The sequence below is a fragment of the Pedobacter sp. Leaf216 genome (assembly GCF_001421515.1).
Taxonomy (GTDB): Bacteria; Bacteroidota; Bacteroidia; order Sphingobacteriales; family Sphingobacteriaceae; genus Pedobacter.
Genome location: NZ_LMKM01000012.1, coordinates 271955 through 295768 on the forward strand (window position 1 = coordinate 271955; position 23814 = coordinate 295768).

22 protein-coding genes are annotated in these 23814 nt (G+C 37.8%); 16 read left to right on the top strand and 6 right to left on the bottom strand.

Features of this window, described 5'->3' with window-relative positions; genetic code table 11:
• Window positions 1-49 precede the first annotated feature (49 nt).
• The 3 genes from ASE74_RS10935 to ASE74_RS10945 form a co-directional block, all read right to left on the bottom strand.
• Entirely contained in the window at window positions 50-715 is a 666-nt protein-coding gene (locus ASE74_RS10935; RefSeq protein ID WP_055908502.1) for an HAD family phosphatase, read from the bottom strand.
• Window positions 716-736: 21 nt separating this feature from the next.
• Window positions 737-1897, bottom strand: a complete 1161-nt coding sequence (locus tag ASE74_RS10940; RefSeq protein WP_055908505.1) for an esterase-like activity of phytase family protein — start codon at window positions 1895-1897, stop codon at window positions 737-739.
• Window positions 1898-2219: 322 nt separating this feature from the next.
• Window positions 2220-3068, bottom strand: a complete 849-nt coding sequence (locus ASE74_RS10945) for a DUF6515 family protein (protein ID WP_055908508.1) — start codon at window positions 3066-3068, stop codon at window positions 2220-2222.
• Window positions 3069-3317: 249 nt separating this feature from the next.
• Between ASE74_RS10945 and ASE74_RS10950 the strand changes: the two genes are divergently transcribed.
• The 6 genes from ASE74_RS10950 to ASE74_RS10975 all read left to right on the top strand — a co-directional run bounded on the left by ASE74_RS10950 (window position 3318) and on the right by ASE74_RS10975 (window position 11198).
• A complete protein-coding gene (locus ASE74_RS10950; RefSeq protein WP_055908511.1) occupies window positions 3318-5189 on the top strand; it encodes a CocE/NonD family hydrolase in 1872 nt (623 codons plus the stop codon).
• Between the two features lie 140 nt (window positions 5190-5329).
• Window positions 5330-7195, top strand: a complete 1866-nt coding sequence (locus ASE74_RS10955; RefSeq protein ID WP_055908515.1) for a CocE/NonD family hydrolase — start codon at window positions 5330-5332, stop codon at window positions 7193-7195.
• 65 nt (window positions 7196-7260) lie between these two features.
• A complete protein-coding gene (locus ASE74_RS10960; RefSeq protein WP_055908518.1) occupies window positions 7261-8913 on the top strand; it encodes a M1 family metallopeptidase in 1653 nt (550 codons plus the stop codon).
• 124 nt (window positions 8914-9037) lie between these two features.
• Entirely contained in the window at window positions 9038-9769 is a 732-nt protein-coding gene (locus tag ASE74_RS10965; RefSeq protein WP_055908523.1) for a head GIN domain-containing protein, read from the top strand.
• Between the two features lie 211 nt (window positions 9770-9980).
• Window positions 9981-10739: a hypothetical protein gene (locus ASE74_RS10970; RefSeq protein WP_055908525.1), complete on the top strand. Its 759-nt coding sequence runs from the start codon at window positions 9981-9983 to the stop codon at window positions 10737-10739.
• A 12-nt stretch (window positions 10740-10751) separates the two neighbouring features.
• Window positions 10752-11198: a DUF1572 family protein gene (locus ASE74_RS10975; RefSeq protein ID WP_055908528.1), complete on the top strand. Its 447-nt coding sequence runs from the start codon at window positions 10752-10754 to the stop codon at window positions 11196-11198.
• Window positions 11199-11514: 316 nt separating this feature from the next.
• Here ASE74_RS10975 and ASE74_RS10980 read toward each other — a convergent pair whose 3' ends face one another.
• On the bottom strand, window positions 11515-12405 hold the full coding sequence (locus ASE74_RS10980) for a hypothetical protein (protein WP_235526063.1): 891 nt from the start codon (window positions 12403-12405) through the stop codon (window positions 11515-11517).
• An 85-nt stretch (window positions 12406-12490) separates the two neighbouring features.
• Complete coding sequence (locus ASE74_RS10985; protein WP_055908534.1) at window positions 12491-13198, bottom strand: DUF2490 domain-containing protein; 708 nt, start codon at window positions 13196-13198, stop codon at window positions 12491-12493.
• Window positions 13199-13587: 389 nt separating this feature from the next.
• Between ASE74_RS10985 and fabV the strand changes: the two genes are divergently transcribed.
• From fabV to ASE74_RS11010, 5 genes are all read left to right on the top strand, one after another.
• Window positions 13588-14781, top strand: coding sequence for an enoyl-ACP reductase FabV (gene fabV, locus ASE74_RS10990; protein ID WP_055908538.1), 1194 nt, complete (start codon window positions 13588-13590; stop codon window positions 14779-14781).
• Between the two features lie 116 nt (window positions 14782-14897).
• Entirely contained in the window at window positions 14898-15437 is a 540-nt protein-coding gene (locus tag ASE74_RS10995; RefSeq protein ID WP_055908541.1) for a GNAT family N-acetyltransferase, read from the top strand.
• A 446-nt stretch (window positions 15438-15883) separates the two neighbouring features.
• Complete coding sequence (locus ASE74_RS11000) at window positions 15884-16336, top strand: cold-shock protein (protein ID WP_025142069.1); 453 nt, start codon at window positions 15884-15886, stop codon at window positions 16334-16336.
• Window positions 16337-16920: 584 nt separating this feature from the next.
• Window positions 16921-17607 carry an SIMPL domain-containing protein gene (locus tag ASE74_RS11005; protein ID WP_055908544.1) on the top strand — a complete coding sequence of 229 codons (687 nt, stop codon included), beginning with the start codon at window positions 16921-16923 and terminating at the stop codon, window positions 17605-17607.
• A gap of 98 nt (window positions 17608-17705) precedes the next feature.
• Window positions 17706-18020 carry a hypothetical protein gene (locus ASE74_RS11010; RefSeq protein WP_055908547.1) on the top strand — a complete coding sequence of 105 codons (315 nt, stop codon included), beginning with the start codon at window positions 17706-17708 and terminating at the stop codon, window positions 18018-18020.
• A gap of 194 nt (window positions 18021-18214) precedes the next feature.
• On the opposite strand, the gene serS is transcribed toward ASE74_RS11010, so the two are convergent.
• On the bottom strand, window positions 18215-19486 hold the full coding sequence (gene serS, locus ASE74_RS11015) for a serine--tRNA ligase (RefSeq protein WP_055908550.1): 1272 nt from the start codon (window positions 19484-19486) through the stop codon (window positions 18215-18217).
• A 98-nt stretch (window positions 19487-19584) separates the two neighbouring features.
• Between serS and rsmI the strand changes: the two genes are divergently transcribed.
• From rsmI to ASE74_RS11040, 5 genes are all read left to right on the top strand, one after another.
• On the top strand, window positions 19585-20298 hold the full coding sequence (gene rsmI / locus ASE74_RS11020) for a 16S rRNA (cytidine(1402)-2'-O)-methyltransferase (protein ID WP_055908553.1): 714 nt from the start codon (window positions 19585-19587) through the stop codon (window positions 20296-20298).
• 37 nt (window positions 20299-20335) lie between these two features.
• Window positions 20336-20989: a PH domain-containing protein gene (locus ASE74_RS11025; protein ID WP_055908557.1), complete on the top strand. Its 654-nt coding sequence runs from the start codon at window positions 20336-20338 to the stop codon at window positions 20987-20989.
• Between the two features lie 107 nt (window positions 20990-21096).
• Complete coding sequence (gene lnt, locus ASE74_RS11030; protein ID WP_055908560.1) at window positions 21097-22713, top strand: apolipoprotein N-acyltransferase; 1617 nt, start codon at window positions 21097-21099, stop codon at window positions 22711-22713.
• A gap of 28 nt (window positions 22714-22741) precedes the next feature.
• Entirely contained in the window at window positions 22742-23263 is a 522-nt protein-coding gene (lspA, locus tag ASE74_RS11035; protein ID WP_055908564.1) for a signal peptidase II, read from the top strand.
• Window positions 23264-23352: 89 nt separating this feature from the next.
• Window positions 23353-23769, top strand: coding sequence for an OsmC family protein (locus ASE74_RS11040; protein WP_055908566.1), 417 nt, complete (start codon window positions 23353-23355; stop codon window positions 23767-23769).
• Window positions 23770-23814 lie beyond the last annotated feature (45 nt).

Below are 23814 nucleotides of genomic sequence, written 5' to 3' on the forward strand. Positions count from 1 at the left end.
ATTGATACGCTTTGCCCAGTATGATTTTAAAATTTACTGGGGTAAGCGCTTATATCAATTCTTTTTGAAGCATAAATTCTTTCGCGTTTGCAAAACTTAAAAACAATTCATCAGCAATTTTTAATTTTTGATGTGCGCGCACATTATTTTGGATGGCATAACAGGTAATGCCCGCAGCCAAGGCAGATTTAACACCGTTTAATGTATCTTCAAAAACTATGCATTCGTCTTTTTGTAAGCCCAAACGCTCTACACAAAGGTTATAACTTTCGGGGTGAGGCTTAGAGTTGCTTACATCGGTACGGGTAATAAACAATTTAAAGTACTTGGCCAATCCGTTGCGCTCAAAAACAGCTTCGACATCAATTTTAGGGCTTGCAGTAACCACAGCCAGCATTAATCCCCTTGCGTATGCAAACTGGATAAAATCCAACGCAAAAGGCATTAGTTCAATATCGGTTGTTCTAAAACCATCGAAAGTAATCTTCTCCCTCCTGTTGATGAAACCTTCAAGCTCTTCGTTAATTTTATACCTGTCTATTATCGTTTTGGCATTTTTAGGCAATGGGATGCCTGCATAATTGCTTAGCCAATCTTTAAAATCGATAGCCACTCCATAATCGCATAAAAAGGTGTTCCAACAATCGAAATGAAACTTTTCCGAATCAATTAATGTGCCGTCTAAATCGAACAGCAATGCTTTTATTTTACTCATTATAATTTATAAAGGAATGATTTATGGGATGATCTCGAAGAGAAAAAATTGTTGTACCTGCGATTTCCCAAAGTTATTATCAACACAAAAGATTAGAGATTGATGTCCGTTAGCCAATTTTGGACCAAAAGTTACGCCTTCAAAGTTGTCGATATGCCTGTTTAAAGTATCAAAATCGAAAAGCAGTTTTTTAGTTAACGGTTTTGGCGGATTTTTCACGAACGATGGGTTATCAATTTCATTTTCTGCCCCGTTTAAATCAACCAGGTAAAGTTTTACAAAGCTATGGTCATCATGGCCTTTTGCCCAGGCCCTTTCCATAACCAAAAGCGTATGGTTATTTACCGCCAGTATTTCTGAAATGCCGTTTACATTCCAGTCGTTTTCTACAGTTGGCTTAACTGGTAAAGCGCCAAGGTTATAAGCATATTGCGCAGTATTCTTTTTGCTTGCCACATCAAATTTCAGAATACGTGTTAAAGCTTTATCATATTCAAAAGCTGCCTGTAAACCATCTTCATATCTTGGCTCCTCTAAACTGGCATATAATGTTTTATAACCATCGGCATAAGTTAGGCCTTCAAACAGTGCATTTTTGCGTGGCCCGTTTTCGGTTTTGGTAAAATGAAAACCTTTGGGCAGTGGGATGGTATCCAAAAACTTCCCATCAGTAGAAATAAAAGTTAAACCAGGTTGAACGATTGTTGTATCACCATTTTTAAATAACCTTTCGCCTTCACTACTCCAAATTAATTGCTTGCTTAATGGGTTATACCTTACCGATTCGCCATCTGGTTTAACGCTCTTATCAGTACCAAATTTAGGATATTGTTTCCCACTTTCCTGGAGCATATAAGTTACGCCCGTTATGCGAACAGTATCTATTTTATTTTCATTGATCTCAATTTGCGCGGTATAAATCCTCGCCGGACTAAATTGCGAAGGATCATCGCTGATCATATAATATTGGTTTTGTTTTACATCATAATCAATACCTGATAATCCGCCTACTACCGAATTTTGGAAATTTGGATTTAAAGGCATAATGTACTCATCCAAAAACTTAATGGCTGATACACTGCTTTCATTTTGCTTTACCGCAGCATACTTGGTTGCAGAACAAGATGAAAGAACGATGGAAAGAATAGAATAAACAAGGAAGAGCTGTGATACAGATTTCAAATCGTGATGTTTAGGCTGTAAAAATATGGTTTTTTGATGGCACAAGGTACGTCACCCTTAATTTATTTCAGGGCCTTAACAGTGATGATTGTTGTTTACGTTTAACTAAAATAAATTTCTAATTTCATAACGATTAACGGAACAGTCGGATTCTACCATTTAACTGCACACTTAATAACTCGATATGCTTAACTTCTTACAACATTATGAAAACCTGATTTTTCTCTATAAAAAGAAACAGTCGAACGTTACCATCCGACTGCACAGTTATTGTATAATGTAGTGTCAGATGTTGTTATCTGACACTGATAAAATTTAAGATTTAAAACAACTTACCAATAACACGGTAAGTAACATTGTTTCCATCTACAATCTCCTCATAATATACATCATCAGGAGAAACAAAATATTTTTCATTTTTAATAGTCACTTCCCTGCATCCTTCTGGCAACTCGTTAATTACATCACCTATATTGTGCGAATCAACACTTCCTCCATCAGTATTTAGAACCCCATCTTTACCTGCAACAACATATACTGCTTTACCATCGGCATTTTCTTTTTGGGTGTAATAAACGCCCTTATATTCGTAATAATCTACCCCGTTAATGGTAACCTGGGTGGCATCAGAAGGTAAATTCGGAACTTCGGCACCAACAGGTGGAGTTACCACTTCATATTGTTCGTTATTTTGTTGATAGAATAATCCACCTGAGTAATAAAACTGATTGGCACCATAGTAAAACGGATAATAACCATAAGGCAATACACCAATTCTGATACCTAAAAACGGACGGTAATAATTGTAATAGCTATAATACGGACGGTAATAAGGTCTGCCATATCCAGGGCGATATGCATAACCTGGTCGGCTATACCCTGGTCTGCCATAACCTGGTCGGTAACCCGGTCTGTTATAACTGTAATTTGGTCTGGCTACACGCCCTCCATAACTTGGGCTATAACTTCCTCTGCCTGGTGCACGCATTGATGGCTGCCTGGAAATAGAACCTCCACCTCTTGATGAACTTATCGAACCAGATCTTCCTCCTCCAGAAAATCCTCCTCCACCCCTACTTGCCCTTTGTGCAGAAACACTTTCGATGTTTAAGGTTGCAATCATCGCTGCTGCAGCGAAAACAACCAATCCTTTATTTAATAACCTATTCATTTTATTGTGTTTAACTTGATTACGAATATGACGATGAAAACGGTTAAAAGATTATCCCTTAACAAGATTTAACTAAATTTTGATACAGCAATGACGAATGTAGCCTTTGGAATTACCTGCTCATGCATGGAAATTGTAAAACACCTTTCCCATCAATCCCATCCATGCTAACAAACCTTTTACGGGTTGTTTTTTTTTATCAATCGTTAATCACCTATATTTAAATTTTATTCCTTAAAACTAGCTTAAATGAACCTTACCAGAATTTTTAGCCTTTTATTTTGCCTGCTTATTGCTAACCAATTAATGGCCCAGCAAACCGATTCGGCTTATGTGAGAGAAAACTACACTAAAATAGAGCGCCAAATACCCATGCGCGATGGGGTTAAACTATTCACTTCCATTTATATACCCAAAAATCAATCCAAAAAATATCCATTTTTAATTAACCGCACACCATACACTGTTGCACCCTATGGCGAAGACAAATACAAGCTTAGTTTAGGTAACTTTCCGGCAATGATGCGCGAAGGATTTATTTTCGTTTATCAGGATGTACGTGGCCGTTGGATGAGTGAAGGCACCTTTGCCGATATCCGCCCGCAACAAACTGGCAAAAAGAGCAAAAATGCCATTGATGAAAGCACCGATACCTACGATACTATTGACTGGCTGGTTAAAAATGTGAAAGGCAACAATGGTAATGCCGGAATTTATGGAATATCCTATCCTGGTTTTTATTCTACCACATCACTACCAAACGCGCACCCGGCCTTAAAAGCTGTTTCGCCGCAGGCACCTGTTACCGATTGGTTTATGGGCGACGATTTTCACCACCGTGGAACTTTATTTTTAATGGATGCCTTTAGCTTTATGGGAAGTTTCGGTGTTCCGCGTCCTAAACCCATCACACCAGATAAAGGCCCTAAGGGTTTTCAATTCCCGATAGAAGACAATTACCGTTTTTACTTAGAAGCCGGATCGGTTAAAAGCCTTAAAGACAAATATTTTGCCGATAGCATTAAATTTTGGAATGATTTATTTAAACACCCAAACCTTGATACGTTTTGGAAAGCACGCTTAATTACGCCGCATTTAACCAATGTAAAACCTGCCGTAATGGTGGTAGGCGGTTTTTTTGATGCTGAAGATGCTTACGGAACCTTTGCAACTTATAAAGCAATTGAGAAGCAAAATCCCGGAGCCAATAATATACTGGTTGCAGGTCCTTGGTTCCATGGCGGCTGGGTACGTAGCGATGGATCTTCTTTTGGAGATATTCCTTTTGGTAAAACCACCAGTATTGATTATCAGGAGCAATATGAACTGCCATTTTTTAAACACTATTTAAAGGGTGAGGGAGATTTTAATGCCGCAGAGGCAAATATTTTTGTAACCGGCAGCAACGAATGGAAAAAGTTTAAAACATGGCCACCACAGGGTGTAGAAAGCAAAAACCTGTATTTACAGCCTAACGGAAAACTGGCCTTCGAAAAAGTTGGCAGAACCGACAGTTGGGATGAATATGTGAGCGATCCGAATAACCCTGTGCCTTATCAGGATGGCATTCAATCCAAACGTACCCGCGAGTATATGATAGACGACCAACGCTTTGCAGCCCGCAGGCCAGATGTAAAATCTTACCAAACTGATGCCTTAACAGAAGACATTACCCTAACCGGACCTGTTTTAGCCAACCTTGTAGTTTCTACCACCGGAACCGATGCCGATTACGTAGTGAAATTGATTGACGTTTACCCGGAAGATGCACCAAACCCTGAACCTAACCCTAAAAATTTAATTATGGGTGGTTACGAAATGTTGGTACGCGGAGAGATTATGCGCGGCAAGTACCGCAACAGTTTCGAAAAACCCGAAGCTTTTATTCCAGGCACCATTACCAAAGTAAATTATCCATTGCCTGATGTGGCCCACACCTTTAAAAAAGGACACAAAATCATGATTCAGATTCAAAATTCATGGTTCCCTTTGGCCGATCGCAATCCGCAGAAATTTATGGATATTTATCAGGCAGAACCACAGGATTTTCAGAAAGCAACACATAAAATTTACCATGATGTACACAACAGTTCATATATAACCGTTTCAGTATTGAAATAAAGCGAAAAAATGCCCTCACACTCGTTTCTACGAGTGTGTAAATAGTCAATCGTTTTCAACGATGCAAAAACATTACCCGGTTCGTGCCCCCACGAACCGGAAGCTTATTAAATATCCGCTTAACCACCTAACTTATCCAAATGAAATACTTTAAACTAATCATCATTCTGCTTTCAGCATCATCAGCATTTGCGCAAGGCGATGCCGGATACCCTAAAGCAAACTACACCAAAAAGGAAGTATACATCCCTATGCGTGATGGAACAAAACTTTTTACGGCAATTTACTCTCCTAAAAATGCCTCGAAAGATAAAAAATACCCGATGATTATGCAGCGTACCTGCTATAGTGTAGCCCCATACGGAGAAGATAAATTTCCTGCCCGCTTGGGTCCATCAGAACTCATGATGAAAGAAGGCTATATTGTGGTAATGCAGGATGTGAGGGGCCGTTGGAAAAGTGAAGGTACCTGGACCAACATGACACCTGTAATTGATAATAAAAAGAGCAAAAAGGATGTTGATGAAGGATCAGATACTTACGATACCATCGACTGGCTGGTTAAAAACGTAGCCAACAATAATGGTAAAGTTGGTCAATGGGGAATTTCCTATCCGGGTTTTTATACCGCAGCAGGAATTCTGAGTAATCATCCAGCATTGAAAGCATCATCCCCACAAGCACCAATTTCCGATTTCTTTTTTGATGATTTTCACCATAATGGGTCATTCTTACAAAGTTATTTCTTCACCTTCCCGGTATTTGGGGTACAAAAAACCGATACCACATCTAAACCCTGGTACAATAACCAGATAATTTTGCCAAAAACAAAAGATGGTTACCAGTTTGCTTTAGATCTTGGCCCTTTAACCAATGCAGATAAATATTATAAGAATAACTTTTTTTGGCAGGAAACTGTAAACCATCCAAACTACGATGAGTTTTGGCAAAAACGCGGTTTATTAAAACATTACAATACTGTAAAACCTGCGGTAATGTTGGTTGGCGGCTGGTATGATGCTGAAGATTTATCAGGCCCCTTAAACATTTATAAAACTATAGAAAAGAAAAATCCTAATGCTTACAATACAATAGTGATGGGGCCGTTTGGCCATGGAAGATGGAGCCGCGAAACTGGCCATACCATGCACAGCAATGTATATTTTGGCGATAGCATCGCTACCTTTTACCAAAAAGAAATCGAATCTAAATTTTTTAATCACTTTTTAAAAGGCAGTGGCGACAAAAACTCTGGTTTACCAGAAGCCTACATGTTTGATACCGGCAAAAAAGAATGGGAAACTTTTACCAAATGGCCAACAGAGAAAGCTGCTAAACAGAAATTGTATTTAGCTGCCGATGGTAAACTCAGCATGACTGCCCCTGCTGCCGCTGGTTCCTTAAACTACATCAGCGACCCTTTAAAGCCTGTTCCTTATACAGAAGATTTAACCACAACATTGGGTTTTACGCCACATAATTACATGAGCGAAGACCAACGTTTTGCCGGAAGAAGACCAGATGTATTGGTTTATCAAACCGAAGTGTTGGATAACGACATTACATTGGGTGGTGAAATTATGTCGCACCTTAAAATTGCAACCACAGGTACTGATGCCGATTTTATTGTAAAACTGATCGATGTTTATCCTGCCGATGAACCCAACAATGCTTATATGCCCAATAAAAACATTACCCTTAGCAATTACTGGCAAATGGTACGCTCGGAAATAATGCCTGCACGTTTCCGTAACAGTTTCGAAAAACCTGAAGCTTTGGTTGCCAATAAAAAAACCGATGTAAACTTTCAGTTGCAGGATGTATTGCACACCTTTAAAAAAGGACATAGAATCATGATCCAGGTACAAAGCACTGCATTTCCGCTGTTTGCACGCAATCCACAAAAATTTGTAGAAAATCCTTATAAAGCAACAGAAGCAGACTACATTAAAGCCACTCAAACGGTATTTAACGATAGCTTTATCGAAGTTGATATTATAAAATAGCGCGCCCGTAAATAGCCCCGATTCGTGTCCCCACAAACAGGAAAATTGATCAACACTGAAAAAAAATGAAAAAATTACTCTTAATCCTTGCAACCGCCCTAAGTATTTCAACGGCTCAGGCGCAGCTGCTTGGAAAAAACCAGGTAAACTCCCGCGCCGATAGTCTTCGCGGAACCCTTACCCCATTGCGCACCTGTTACGATATCAATTACTACCACTTAGATGTGAAGATTGATATTGATCAGAAATCGGTAAGCGGAAACAATGAATTTGCCTTTACTGCCACTCAGGATTTCACTAAACTACAATTCGATCTTTTCGACAACTTAAAAGTTGATAAAGTGGTTTATCAAGGCAATAATTTACCTTTTACACGCGAGTATAATGCTGTTTTTGTTACTTTCCCCAAAGCGGTAAAAAAAGGAAGTAAAGATAAATTCACGGTATTTTACTCTGGCAACCCTACCGTAGCAAAAACACCACCATGGGATGGCGGTTTCATCTTTAAAAAAGATGCTGCAGGCAATCCTTTTGTATCTGTGGCCTGCCAGGGGCTTGGTGCCAGCGTATGGTGGCCAAATAAAGATCACCAAAGTGATGAGGTAGACAGCATGTTGATTAGCATTACCATACCAAACACCTTACAGGAAATATCAAACGGAAGGTTAAGAAACACAGTAGATAAACCCGATGGTTACAAACAATACAATTGGTTTGTGAGCAACCCCATTAATAACTATGATGTTACTTTTTACATTGGAAAATATGCACACTGGCAAGACAGTTACGATGGTGAAAACGGGAAACTGAGCATCGATTATTGGGCTTTACAAACGGATAGTGCAAAAGCGCGCCCACACTGGGATGCAGATGTTAAGCCCATGCTAAAATGTTTTGAATATTGGTTTGGTCCATACCCATGGTACAAAGACGGTTATAAACTGGTTGAGGCACCACACCTGGGTATGGAACATCAGAGTGCGGTAGCCTATGGCAATCAATTTAAGAAAGGTTATTTGGGTAGAGATTTGAGCGGAACCGGCCATGGCCTAAAATTTGATTTTATTACCGTACACGAAAGCGGCCACGAATGGTTTGGCAACAACATTACCGCAAAAGATATTGCCGACATGTGGATACATGAAGGTTTTACCAATTACTCAGAAGTATTGTTTACAGAATGTACAGAAAATAAAGCAGCTGCAGATGAATATGTAATCGGACTGCAAAAAATAATCAGCAACGACATTCCCGTAATCGGCCCTTATGGTGTTAATAAAGAAGGATCAGGCGATATGTACCCAAAAGGAGCAAACCTGATTAGCACCATACGCCAGTTAATTAATAACGATGAAAAATTCAGACAGATTCTTCGTGGATTAAACAAAACATTTTATCACCAAACCGTAACTACTGCACAAATCGAAAATTACATTGCTAAGCAGAGTGGTTTAAAATTAGATAAGGTGTTCGATCAGTATTTACGCTATACCAATATCCCTGTACTTGAATATAAAATAGATAACGGAACCTTGTCTTATCGCTGGTTAACCGATGTAAAAGGCTTCGATATGCCTGTACGCGTTACCTTAAAAACTGGTGCTTATACATTAATCAAACCATCAAATGATTGGAAAACGGTTAAAGTAGACGCCAGTATTAGTGCTGATAATTTTAAACAAGATCCATTATTTTACATCAAAACAAAGAAAGGATAATGGTTGATTTTTCTTTACCCCAGACTGGAATTTAAAGAAATTTTCACTTTGTGCAACTTTTCTGCAAAACAACCGTCTTATTAGAAAAACGACATTATTCCATTTAAAAATAAAATCTATAACCATGAAAAAAGTATTTGCAATATTATTGGCATCATTAACATTAACTGCTGGCGTTAACGCAATTGCAAAAAATGGCAGCAACACAAATGAATTCCGTACCAAAAGCGACGATCGCCAGGTTAAAAACTTTAATGGCGTAGCATCTGCAGGACCAATTAACGTAATTGTAACACTAGGCAATACCGAGAGCTGCCGTTTAGAAGGCGATTCAGAAGCAATTGCTTCAATTATTACGGAGGTAAAAGGCAACGTGTTGGTTATCCGCCCACAAACAAGTATCACCAGCTGGTCTAGAAAATACGAAGGCAAAAAAATCACAGCATACGTAACCGCAAAAGAGTTGGCAAGCTTAACAGTAAGTGGCGATGGAAACTTAACTGTTAGCGGCAAAATCAGCACCGGTAGCCTAACCACAACGGTGAGCGGTTCGGGCAGCATTAAAGCAACAGCAGATGTAGATGATTACAGCGGTGTGATTAGCGGATCGGGCGCAATTAACATCACTGGTGGCGCAGATCATGCAAAAGTAGTTATCAGCAGTTCTGGTACATTTTCAGGTAAATCATTTTCTACAAAAACCTTAAACAGTACCATCAGTGGTTCAGGAACTGTAAATATTGCGGTTAGCGAAAGCATTAAAGCAGTAATCAGTGGTTCAGGAAATGTAAATTATTCTGGCAACCCAAGTGTTGATAAAACCGTTATTGGCTCAGGTGGTGTAAGAAAAGTTTAAATAAAAACCATTTAATAGCGAACACCTGTAAGAAATTACAGGTGTTTTTTTGTTGGTAAGGAATAAATTTTTAGTTCCATTCCCCAACACAATCGTTATGATGAACTTGTTATAGCATCTTTTTGTAAAACACCCTGATCCAGAAAGCTCTTTGGACAAGACTCGGTATTCAAACTAAAAAATTATCTTCGCTTAACAACATCCCTAGCTAATGAAAAAAACCTTATTTGCACTCCTTTTACTATTTAATATCAGCTTTGGTTACAGTCAAACACTCGATAAAAAGTATCTGCCAGTGGTAAATGCTTTTATCGCAACAGTAAAAAGTGGTTCGATAGAAAAATTGAGCGCCAAAATCAAATATCCTTTAACCCGTACTTATCCCATCCCGCCAATTAAAAATAAGCAGGAATTTATAAAAAGATATAAAGAGGTTTTTGATGACCAACTCATCAAAAAAATTATCAACTCCAAACCCACAACGAATTGGAGCGATGTGGGCTGGAGGGGTATTATGCTTTTAAACGGCAATTTATGGCTCGATACCGATGGCAAAATCATTGCAGTAAACCAGCAATCAAAGCTCGAAGCCAAAGAACAAACTAAGCTAATTAATGCCGACAAAAACAAACTTTATTCATCTCTCGCTAATTTTACACAACCGGTTCTGGTTCTCGAAACTGCCCAATACCGGATCAGAATTGACGACCTTGGAAACAACAATTACAGATACGCCTCCTGGTCGCTAAAAAGTAACATGAGCGAAAAGCCTTCATTGGTATTAACCAAAGGTAGGTTGACGGCCGATGGCAGCGGCGGAAACCACAACTATCAATTTAAAAGTGGACAATATACCTATACCTGTTATATTACAGTACTTGGAGAAGAAGATTCGCCTCCCGCCCAACTCACGATCACTAAATCAGGTAAAGAAATTTTATCTCTAGAAGCAAAAAGACTCACTTTATAATAATGCAAGCATATGCTTATCGAAACTTTAAAAGCACTTTTTAACCGTGATTTAAACAAGCTCAAATCCGAAATCGAATCCTATAATAATGAAACTAATTTATGGATTATAGACAGAAACATTGCCAACTCAGCAGGTAACCTTTGCCTTCATTTAATAGGAAACCTGAATACATATATCGGTGCAACCTTAGGTGGTAGTAATTACATCCGCAATAGGGAACTGGAGTTTTCTTTAAAAAATATCCCAAAGCAAGAACTGATCAACATGATCCAAGCAACTCTGATAACAGTTACGCAAACCCTCGAAAAAATAACCGAAGAACAGCTTAATATTGAATATCCGATGTTAGTTCTTCAGGAGAAAACCTCAACCGGATTCTTTATGGTTCACCTTACCACACACTTAGCCTATCATTTAGGGCAGATCAATTACCATAGAAGGTTGTTGGATGTTTAAAATTATGTTGTTATAAATAGAAGCCAGGTTGGGCATCCAGTAATGCAATCTACGTGCTAAATCATGAATTGCGAGGAGGATTTCAGCGACAAAGCATTCAATCAAGAGAATGCAATTAATACTTAGAATTACCCATCATGCAACAACCCTTGCTCAAAATGCAATTGTAGTTACCAAAAAAAAATTAAGCGTTACACTATTTAGAAAAACAAGAGCCAATCGCTCAAAATAAAATAATATCCTCCGTGCCTTTATTTTTCTGTGGCTTTCTACATCCAAAACAAAAAAGGAGGCTTAAACCTCCTGCCATATCTTTTTAAAACTGAACCCCAATCAGCCACATATTTTCAATGTAGTTAATCTTCTGACTGGCATGATCGTACTCATCCCATCCAGTGGTATGCACATTTGTTAAATTGGTAGCACCAAACTTAGTGGTGTTCTGCAAATAAACATTTTTCCAAACGTAAAACTTAAGTCCGATTTTAGCCGACACCCCATAGCCTGAAATATTCCAGTGGTTGTTGCGGCCAAGTCCGAATAAGCGAACATCAGAACGAGGAACCATAATTCCTCCGCCTAAGCCAGTTTCTAATGTTAATGAAGTATTTCCACCTGGTGCAACCCAAATATCATCGTAACGTTCAACCTCTATATTGGCATAGTTAAAACCATCAGTATGTTCATAAGTAAGCATACTTTCTTTAACATTAATATTTTGCCCGTTATAATCACCAGCTAAAGACCCTGTTGCAACATTTTCGGGCGTAATATTGGCACCAATGTGCCCAGTAATGGCAACAGTTTGCGGAATATCCATCACATATTTCATGTGGTCCCATCCGATTGAAATGCTGTAGTTATCTTTAATAAAATAACCTACGCGAATATTATATTGTGGAACAGTGATTAAGCCCGGGTTTAAATAAGCCCAGCTCAATTTAGACTGCCTATCATGTGCAACAACATCTTTAAGTGTAAAATCGTAATTTGGGCCCTGAAACCTGATATCGCTTTTGCCATACCATGAACTGTTATAACCCCAGTGAAAAAAGAAATCGCCCTTGCGCGAAAAATTTCTTTTATGCTCAGGATTAAATAAACTTTTAGATGTTGGTGTATGGTCAGTTGAAGAGGTTTGAATCTCCTGAGCCTGCATACGCTTGCCGAACAAGAGTGCTAAAAATAGAATGGTAAGTCTTTTCACGCGGCAAATTGAGCAAAAAGACCAGTCAATTACAACAGCTTTAACATTTTGTAGGACTTATTGTACAAAAAATGACTTTGAAACATTAAAACCTGGTATAAACGGCCAGTTGAATGATATTATTAACTGTATTATTCGTCATGCCCTTACTCGCCTGGTTCATGTAACCTGCTTCAAGATCAAATTTCTTCGAAAATCGATAACCCGCAGCCACGTACAACCTGTTTTGATCGAAAACGCTATTGTTAATTTGATCTTTATTTTGGAGATTTAAAAAAACCTCGTTTTGCAAGGCCACAAACGGCCCTTTAGTAAAGGTAGGCTGTGTTTTTTGTAACGGTTGGATGAGCCTTAAAAAATAACGGAAACGCTGCGAAAAAACATCCTCGCCAGAGCGGCCAATAAAACGTTGCTCTAACCTAACCCTATGACTGGCAAATACTGATTTTATTTTATGAGTGTAAATATATTGCTCGAAAATACGGTGTTCGTGAAAAAGATTTTTACTGGTACCGATCAGATTCATATCAGTGGTTTGCCACAAATAACCCAAAGCCACATTATGTTTATCGTTAATAAAATATTGTACCGCAGGCCGTACCAAGGTATTCCTTAAATGACTCCAATCGTCACCAGAACGCAGCTGAACATCAAACTGAAGTCCCCATTTTTCGTTAAACTTGGTATTGTTTAAAAACATAAACCAACCCGAATTTTGCTTTTGGGTTTGCGCATAAAGCTTTCCAGATGCCACAATGATCAGCACCATGGCAGAGAATAATATTTTTTTCATAAAAAGATAAACCGGTTTTATCTGTGTGCTGCTAAATTAAAAGAAATATGGCAAAGTGAAAAGAGAGTTGTTAATTAGTTAGAAAATCAGGAGATCGGAGTCCGCCATTTATTGCCTGCAACAACGTTCCAACCTGGCGTATTTAGCGTTGTTATGGTTGTTGATAAGGTCGCAACCAACTACCTGTTCCTGGCCTTAGTGTTAAAAACCTCCAAATCCATTACCTAAACCAGTACGAATCCTTGTGTTAAAAACCCTTATTATTTAAAATTCATTTAACGTTAAACGATTAAAAATTTATCTTCGTTAAAGATTTGGGCATTATGGCATCTTTAACTTGCCTTAAATTGCGCTTATTTTAATATTACAAAACGTAAAATAGAACAAAAATGATTATCGAACCTAGAATGAGGGGCTTTATCTGTTTAACCGCACATCCTGATGGCTGCGCACAAAACGTAAAGAATCAAATTGAATATGTAAAATCAAAAGGAGCTATAGATGGTCCTAAAAAAGTATTGGTAATTGGTGCATCAACCGGTTTTGGTTTGGCATCACGCATTACTGCTGCTTATGGATCTGGGGCGGCTACAATTGGCGTATTTTTCGAAAAGGCACCTTCTGAAGGTAAAACAGCATCACCAGGCTGGTACAACAGTGCAGCTTTCGAAAAAGAAGCACATGCAGCTGGTTTATACGCAAAAAGCATAAATGGCGATGCGTTTTCTAAAGAAATTAAAGAAAAAACTTTAGCAACAATTAAAGCCGATTTAGGTCAGGTAGATTTAGTAATTTATAGCCTTGCATCTCCGGTACGAAAACATCCTGATACAGAGGTATTACACCGCTCTACTTTAAAACCTATCGGAGGAACTTACACCAATAAAACTGTAGATTTCCATACAGGCAATGTAACCGAAATTTCTATCGAACCTGCTACAGAAGAAGATATAGTGAACACTGTGGCCGTAATGGGCGGCGAAGACTGGTCGATGTGGATTGATGCTTTAAAAGCAGAAAACCTGCTTGCCGAAGGTGCCACAACAGTAGCATATTCGTACATAGGCCCAGCTTTAACCGAGCCGGTATACCGTAAAGGAACCATTGGCCGTGCTAAAGATGATTTAGAAGCAACTGCATTTACCATAGCCGATAAATTAAAAGATATTAATGGAAAAGCTTATGTATCAGTTAATAAAGCATTGGTTACACAGGCAAGCTCTGCAATTCCGGTAATTCCGCTTTACATTTCATTGTTGTATAAAGTAATGAAAGCTGAAGGTATACATGAAGGTACAATTGAGCAGATTCAACGTTTATATGCAGAACGCTTATACACCGGCAATCCTGTTCCTGTTGATGAAAAAGGAAGAATCAGAATTGATGATTGGGAAATGCGCGAAGATATTCAGGATAAAGTTGCCAAACTATGGAACGAAGCAACAACCGAAACACTACCTGCAATAGGCGATTTACCAGGTTACAGATCTGATTTCTTAAGTTTGTTCGGTTTCGAAATTGATAAAGTAGATTATCAAAAAGATGCACAGGAAGTGGTAGAAATAGAAGGTTTAGTAAATTAATTATTCAAATCCATTATCCTCAACCGCTATAGTTATTTCGACTTGAGCAACGCGGAATGGAAAAATCTTATAATAAACGGCTGGCCATATAGCCAGCCGTTTTTATACCCAAACACATGAATTTCGATTTACAGCAAACTTTAGAAAACGATTTAATCAAAGCCGTGCCATTAAAACAGGAAGATTTTGAAGTCCTTTTTGCCGTAGCCTCCGATCCATTAATTTGGGAGCAACACCCCAACAAAGACCGTTATAAACGGGAAGTTTTTGAAAATTTCTTTAAAGGTGCCATCGAATCGCAAGGTGCTTTTATTGTTTATGAAAAAGGTACCGATAAAGTAGTGGGCAGTTCGAGGTATTACGAACTGGATGAGGCAGATCGATCAGTTGCAGTGGGTTATACCTTTATTGCGCGCGAGTTTTGGGGCAAAGGGCATAACAGGGCATTAAAAACACTGATGTTCGATTATGCTTTTCAATTTGTGGATAAAGTGATTTTGCATATTGGTGCAACGAATTTCCGATCGCAAAAAGCTGCTGAAAAATTAGGGGCTGTTAAAATTGCCGATCTCGAAGTAGCCTATTACGGTGAGCCTGTTAAATGGAATTTTGTTTACCAGGTGGATAAAGATAAATGGATAAACAGGTCTTCATAAAAATTAACCACAGATCAACACAGAAGTTTTTTAAATCTATCGTCATAGTTTGTAAAGAAGATGACTGGAATTTGCATTTTTAATGCAATAAGCAGCTAATTATTAGCAGTTTTTAACCACAGATTAACACAGATGTTTTTAAAGCTATCGTCATCGTTTGTAAAGAAGATGACTGAAATTTGCATTTAATACAATAAGAAGCTAATTATTAGCAGTTTTTAACCACAGATCAACGCAATTCAAGTTATCCTATCTGTGTTCATCCTTTTCATCTGTGGTTAATTATATTGCCACCTATACAAGTTACCTTCCATGTTCCCGTAACCAACGTTATTGATAATGACAAGAGCATAACCGAATAAAATCGTATTTATGCTTTAGTATTGTTATCTTTGTTTAATTCTCCATTCCACTCACCCTTCAAAACAAAAACAATTAAATAATATATGGCTAAATCTCAGGCAACATACAGTAAAAAAGAGAACGAAAAAAAACGATTAAAAAAGAAAAACGACAAACAAGAGAAAAAAGAAGAACGCCAGGCAAATGCTAAAAAAGGCTTATCTCTTGAAGACATGATGGCTTACGTTGACGAAAACGGAAACATCTCCTCTACTCCACCAGATCCGAAGAAAAAGAAAGTGATCAACACTGAAGATATTCAGATCGGTATTTCAAGACAAGAAGACATCATCGACGAAAATCCTGTAAAAAAAGGAACAGTTACTTTCTTTAACGACAGTAAAGGTTACGGTTTTATTAAAAACACCGAAACACAGGATAGTATTTTCGTTCATGCAAACGGTTTAATCACCCAGATTAAAGAAGGTGATAAAGTTACGTTTGAAGTAGAAATGGGCCAAAAAGGACCAACTGCTGTTAAAGTATCAAAGGTATAATACCTTGATCCAAATTCTTTTTGCAGTTCTCTAACTGCAAAACATGATTAAAATTCTGCAGAAAACTCTGCTGCGCCAGGTTTTATAACCCTATATAATTCCGACTATTTAAGCATAAAACCTAGCGCATAATTTTACTCTCTTTCTATTACTTTAGAAAATCAGGTTTCTATTGGCATTGGCTATTCAATCCCGCCATAGCTATTAGCCCTCATTTTGATGCGTTGCCATTCCGGGCTATCCGCTTTGTCGGGTTTATGTAGCTAGCGCAACCACTTTTTTTAATAGACAAATGCCTAAAGTAATATTTGCGCCATAAAAGAATAATATTTTTCAGGTTAAAATTTATTCCTAAAGCCATTAATTAGGCTGGATCGGTTTTTTTAAAGATCCGCATAATCCTTTGTCAATAAACCCGATAACAACGGCAGCCCCTGATTTTTCTTCGGGGCTAGATTGTATAGCAGGGAAATTTTGCCACAAACTACTGGCATACATTTCCCTAAAAGATAAAAAAATAATAATCTCGGTGTGGAATTTGTGTACGCTTCACATCATTACAGTACACACAAAGAAAAATAGATATGAAAAAGTTAATAGTATTTGCACTGGTTGCATTTTTAGGTTTATCATCAGCGATGGCTCAACAAGTAGATTTACGCAGAAAAATAAGCGTAAGCGGAACAGCTGAAACAGAAGTTACCCCAGATATTATTTACATCAGTATTTCCTTAAAAGAATATTTAAACGGAAAGAAAAAGGTAGAAATTACAGAATTAGAGAAACAATTGTTTGCAGCAGTACAAAAAGCAGGCATTGCAAAAGAAAACTTAACCATTAGCAATTTAAGCAGCTGGAACTACGCTACTGAGAAAAAGAAAAATCCTGATTTTTTAGCAAGCAAACAGTACCGTTTAAAAGTTAGCGATTTAAACAAATTCAATTCAATTTTAGAATCAATAGATGCCAAAGGAATTGCAAACACCAATATCGAAAGCTACGATTACTCTAAAATTGAAACTTTAAAAAAAGAGCTTAAAGTTAAGGCACTTTTATCAGCAAAAGAGAAAGCTGCTTACATGGTAGAGGCTTTAGGCGATAAATTAGGTGGTGTAATTGAAATACAGGATGGTGGAGACAATGTGATACAACCTGTTTACAGAAATTTTGCAATGAAAGCTGAAATGGCCGATGCAACAGAAGCACCAGAAATCGATTTCAAAAAAATTAAGCTGAATTTCACAGTAAATGCCATTTTCGAGATCAAATAAAAATTTTAACAGTTAAATTAATGCTTTTTTAAAACCTACCGGAACATTTTGGTAGGTTTTTTGTTAGGTAGAGGTTGAACACTAAAAAATTAGATATTATGAAAAAATTCATCTACACGTTAGCCTTGATTTTCGCTTTGGGAATTAGTTTTAATTCAGTTCAGGCGGCTGATAAACCTGCAAAAAACCCAACAGAATTAACTGCAGAACAAGCTGTAAAACTTGAAAAAATTAAAACCCGTGTTGAAGAAATCAGAGACATGGACAAATCGAACTTAACTAAAGCAGAACGTAAAGCGTTACGTAGCGAGTTAAGAGAATTAAAAGGCCAGGCCCGTGCAGTTTCTGGAGGTGTTTACCTTTCAGTTGGTGCAATTATCATCATCATTTTATTATTGATCTTGATTTTATAATCAATACACAACACTCATCTATCTATAAAAACAAAAAAGCTTTGCACTACTGCAAAGCTTTTTTTTTATGAGGAATATCGTCATTGCGAGAAAATACGACGAAGTAATCTTATCTTTTTAGATTCATAACTGGTTTTTCCTCATTTCGCTACAGCATTAAGATCGCTTCGTGCCTCGCAATAATGATTTATCAATTAATCAATAATATCAAAACCTGTATATTTTACTAAAGCTTCAGGAATTTTAATACCATGCTCTGTTTGATAATTTTCTAAAATTGAAGCTACAATACGCGGTAAGGCCAACGCACTTCCATTTAATGAATGTGCAAGCTGTGCTTTTCCTTCTTTTCCTTTAAAACGCAATTTTAAACGGTTACTCTGGTAGGTTTCGAAATTAGATACAGAAGAAACTTCCAACCAACGCTCTTGCGCTGCGCTCCAAACCTCCATATCATAGGTCATGGCAGAAGTAAAGCCCATATCGCCACCGCATAAACGCAGCACACGGTAATGTAAACCAAGTTCTTTCAGTAAAGACTGAACATACAGACTCATATCTTCTAAAGTTTTATAAGATTTATCCGGGTGGGTAATTTGAACCACTTCAACCTTATCAAACTGGTGTAATCTATTTAAACCACGCACATGCGCCCCATATGAACCTGCTTCTCTACGGAAACATGGTGTATAAGCGGTATTTTTAATCGGCAGATCCTCTTCCTTTACAATTACATCACGGTACAAATTGGTAACAGGAACTTCGGCTGTAGGAATTAAATATAAATCATCAACAGTTGAGTGGTACATCTGTCCCTCTTTATCTGGCAACTGGCCCGTTCCAAAACCCGAAGCTGCATTAACCAAATGAGGTACCTGCATTTCTTTATAACCTGCAGCCGTAGCATGATCGAGGAAAAAATTGATTAATGCACGTTGTAACCGTGCTCCTTTTCCTTTATAAACCGGAAAACCTGCACCCGTGATTTTTACACCCAGTTCGAAATCAATAATATCGTACTTAGCTGCCAGTTCCCAATGTGGCAAAGCTTTGGTAGGCAATTTTGCGGGTTCACCATGGGTTAAAACAATTTCATTATCCTCGGCAGTAGAACCTTGTTTTACCAAATGATGAGGTAAATTAGGTAACTGAACAATTAAATTATGTTGGGCAGTTTCCAACTCGGTAAGTTTATCGCCAAGGTTTTTAATGCTTTCTTTATGAGAAGCAGTTTGTGCCTTAATCACTTCAGCTTCTTCTTTTTTACCTGTACGCATTAAATCGCCAATCTGTTTGGCAGCTGCATTAGCCTCAGCAGAAATTTTATCAAGCGAAGTTTGTGTAGAACGGCGGTCTTCATCAATTTTAATGATTTCATCTACCAGTTCTGGCTGTTTAAAATTACGGATACTTAAACGTTCTAAAACTTTCTCTCTATTTTCGCGGATATAGTTAACTTGCAGCATTATTTAATTTTTTAAGCAAAGATAGCAAGAGTTTGGAGTTTGGGGTAAGGAGTTTGGAAAAAACTGTAAACCATTAACTGTAAACTGCAAACTGAAATATGGATGGCAAACTATTTCTCGTACCAACGCCAATAGGCAATTTGGAGGATATGACCTTTAGGGCAATCCGTATATTAAAAGAATGTGATTTAATACTGGCTGAAGACACCCGTACCAGTGCGCCAATGCTTAAACACTTTGGTATTGATAAAAGAGTTTTCTCACATCATCAGCATAATGAGCATAAAGCAACTTCAGAAATCATTAAGTTTTTAAATGAAGGGCAAAAAATTGCCTTGATTTCTGATGCCGGAACACCTGCCATTTCTGATCCGGGTTTTTTCCTGGTACGCGAAGCCATAAAAAATGATATTGCTGTAGAGTGCCTGCCAGGAGCAACGGCTTTTGTGCCTGCTTTGGTTAATTCGGGCTTACCTGCTGATGCATTTTGTTTTGAAGGATTTTTACCTGTTAAGAAAGGAAGACAAACAAAATTTAAAAAACTGGCAGAAGAAGACCGTACCATTATACTTTACGAAAGTCCGCACCGTTTATTAAAAACTTTAGAAGAGTTTGCCCAATATCTGGGGGCAGATCGGCAGGCATCAGTAAGCAGGGAACTGACCAAGATGTTCGAGGAAACCGTTCGCGGTACTTTGGTAGAAATAAAATCACATTTCGAAAACAATACTTTAAAAGGAGAATTTGTAATTTGCATAGCGGGGAAACCCAATATTAAAAGCAAAAACAAATATGATGATGCTGAAGAATAGCATTTAAACGTAACCACACAACAATTTTAAAAACATTATGATTAGCATAGATAGATTTCTGAGTGACGAACAAGACCCAAAAGCGGTTGAAAAAGTTATTGGAAAATTAAACGACCTTTTAACCACAGGCGAAGAACTTTTATATTTGGCCGTACAAAAAAAACCTGCGGTAAATTTGTTGCCAGATAGCATTGCGATTTCGAATAAACGCATTTTTTACTGCGAACCTGGTAATTTAGGTTTGACCATGAACTTTAAAGATATTTCGTGGAAAAGCATTAAAGAAGTATCATTTAAGGAAGAATTTTTTGGTTCTAAATTTATCTGTGTGCCACAACATGGCGAAAATATTGTAACCGAATTTATCCCAAAAGTACAGGCCCGCAAATTGCATCAGGCCGCAAATCAGCAATTGGAAGAATATAAAGAATTGCTCCGTCAACAAAAACTGGAAGAAAACCGTGCAACTTCTTCCCCGATTAATTTAAATGCGCAACCCATTGCCGAAATTCCTGCTTATGAGCCCACTCCTGAGCCAGAACAACCAGTAATTCAGATTGCTGAAGTTGTAGAAGAGCCTGAAGATGAAACCACATTAAAATTACGTAAGCTTAAAACGTTGTACGATAAACACCTGATTACCCAGGAAGAATACGAAGCTAAAAAAGCCAATATTTTAGATAGTTTGTAAACCAAATCCGTCACCCTGAATTTATTTTAGATCTTAATAAAAGTTTATTTAAAAGATGCTGAAATAAATTTAGCAGGACGGGCATAAAACGGCGAAAAATAGCAAAAATGAACAAAAAACAAACTTACCTCCTCGCCCTCTTAAGTGCATTTTTACTTTGGCTCGCCTGGCCACCAATGCCGTTTACCACACCCTTGCTTTTAATCGGTTTGGTACCATTATTTATTGCGCTAAATTCTATTTCGGGCAATCCGGAAAAAAAACAGGGAAAAAGGATTTTCTTAACAGCTGGCTTAACTTTCTTAGTTTGGAATACAGGATCAACTTACTGGGTTTATAATGCCATAAGTGCCTATAACGGACCTTTGGTAGCCATACCGGTTTCTTTAATTCCTTATGGTTTAGGTGCACTTTTAATGACTTTTGCTTTTTGGTTATATTACCGATTGGGCAAATACGTAAATAAAAAAACCGCTTACCTCGGTTTAATTGCCTTTTACATTGGTTTAGAATACCTTCAACAAACCTGGGATCTGGCTTTCCCCTGGATGACTTTAGGAAATGGACTGGCGGGCATGCATCAGCTTGCCCAATGGTATGATTATACCGGCATTTATGGTGGTTCGTTATGGATTTTAGTGAGCAATATCCTGGCTTTTGAAGCTTATAAGAAATTTAAATCACAAAACGGTTATTTAAGGTTTAGAACCACAGGAATTTGGGTTTTAGTGGTAATTATTCCCATCAGCATTTCATTAGCCAAATACTTTACGGCAGAACAAAAAGGAACGCCAAGTAATGTAGTAGTGGTGCAACCGAATATTGACCCTTATCAAAAGCTAGAGAGTATTCCTCCTTTGGAGCAGGTTAAAATATTAACACAATTATCCGATTCGATCGGGCAAACCAACACCGAATATTTTATCTGGCCAGAAACGGCTATACCAAGTTACGACAATGAAGATCGGATCCGTGAAACTACAACTTTTGGTACCTTACAAAACTTCATGGGTAAATATAAAAACGGCACATTAATAACCGGGATAGAAAGCATTAAAATCTATCCGGATAAAAAAACACTTTCTGCGCGATACGATTCGCAGGCAAACCTTTACGTTGATCATTTCAATACGGCCATGCAGATTGAAAACTCTGCTGATGTTCAGTTTTACCATAAATCCAAGTTGGTACCTGGTGTAGAAAAAATGCCTTTCCCGAAAGTCTTTTCATTTTTAGATGTTGTTTTTGCACAATTGGGCGGTGCTGTTGATGGGTGGGGATGGCAGGAAAAACCGGATGTGCTTTACGCACAAAGTGGAATTGGGGTTGCGCCGGTAATTTGCTATGAGAGCCTATGGGGTGATTGGATCGGCCAATCGGTTAAAGATGGTGCCCAATTTATTGCAGTGATAACCAACGATGCCTGGTGGGGAAATACCTCGGGCAAAGATCAGCACATGATGTACGCCAAACTCAGAGCCATAGAAACACACCGCGATGTGGCCCGTTCTGCAAACACCGGAATTTCCTGTTTCATTAATCAACGTGGTGATATTACGCAGCGTACCAAATGGTGGACAAGAACGGCTATCAAAGGCAATGTGAACCTTAATGACGATATCACCTTTTATGTAAGAAGTGGCGATATCATTGCAAAAATATTTAGCGTTTTAGCCGTGATCTTAGCCTTGATTATTCCTTATAAAAAATGGGTAAAAAAATAACCCTTCAATAAACTTCAATTATAAAAACATGCAACATTTTAAAAGCCTTCGGTGGTCTGTTTTATTATTACTGCTAACGCTAAATTTTGGTTGCGATCAGATTTCAAAGAATATTGTACGAACCGAGATTTCAGATTATGAACACATCAGCATCATTAAAGACCGTTTTACACTCACAAAAGTAGAAAATAGTGGCGCTTTTTTAAGTTTAGGCGACAATATGCCTTATATCTTCAGAATTATAATATTAACAGGTTTACCATTGCTATTTTTAGCTTACGGATTGTATTTTTTATTCGCTAAACCAAACCTTCCTGCAAGTATGCAAATTGCGATCTGCTTTTTAATTGGTGGTGGTATCGGAAATCTTTACGATCGGATTGTACATGGCTCAGTTACGGATTTTATGCACCTGGATTTATACCTTTTTCAAACAGGCGTGTTCAATTTTGCCGATATTTCGATCATGATCGGTGTAGGTATATTACTTTTTCAATCTTTTAGAAGTAAAATGGTTAAAGAAGAGCCAACAGAAGCAGAGACTGAGTAATAGCATCATTTCTTAACAAAGAATTGCTACCATTAAACAAACATATTTTTATCTTTAGGTGTTAAACAATCTAAAAATAAAATCCCATCATGAAAAGAAATGCAACAGCCGTATGGCAAGGTTCTATTAAAGAAGGTAATGGCAGTATTACTACCCAAAGCACTACATTAAACAACACACAATATTCTTTTAATTCTCGTTTTGCAGAGGGTGTTGGCACCAATCCTGAAGAATTAATTGCTGCTGCACATGCAGGCTGTTTTACGATGAAATTATCTGCAAACTTAACTGAAGCAGGATTTACAGCTGATAAATTAGAAACAAAATGCGAAATCAACCTTGATCCATCGAAAGGTGAAATTGTAGAATCGCATTTAACTTTAACAGCTTCTGTACCTAACCTAACACAAGAAAAATTTGATGAACTGGTTGCCGATGCAGAAAAAAACTGCCCGATCTCTAAATTATTAAATACAACGGTTACTGTTGATGCTACTTTAGCATAAATAAATTTTAAACCTCGCAGGTTTTGAAAAACATGCGAGGTTTAT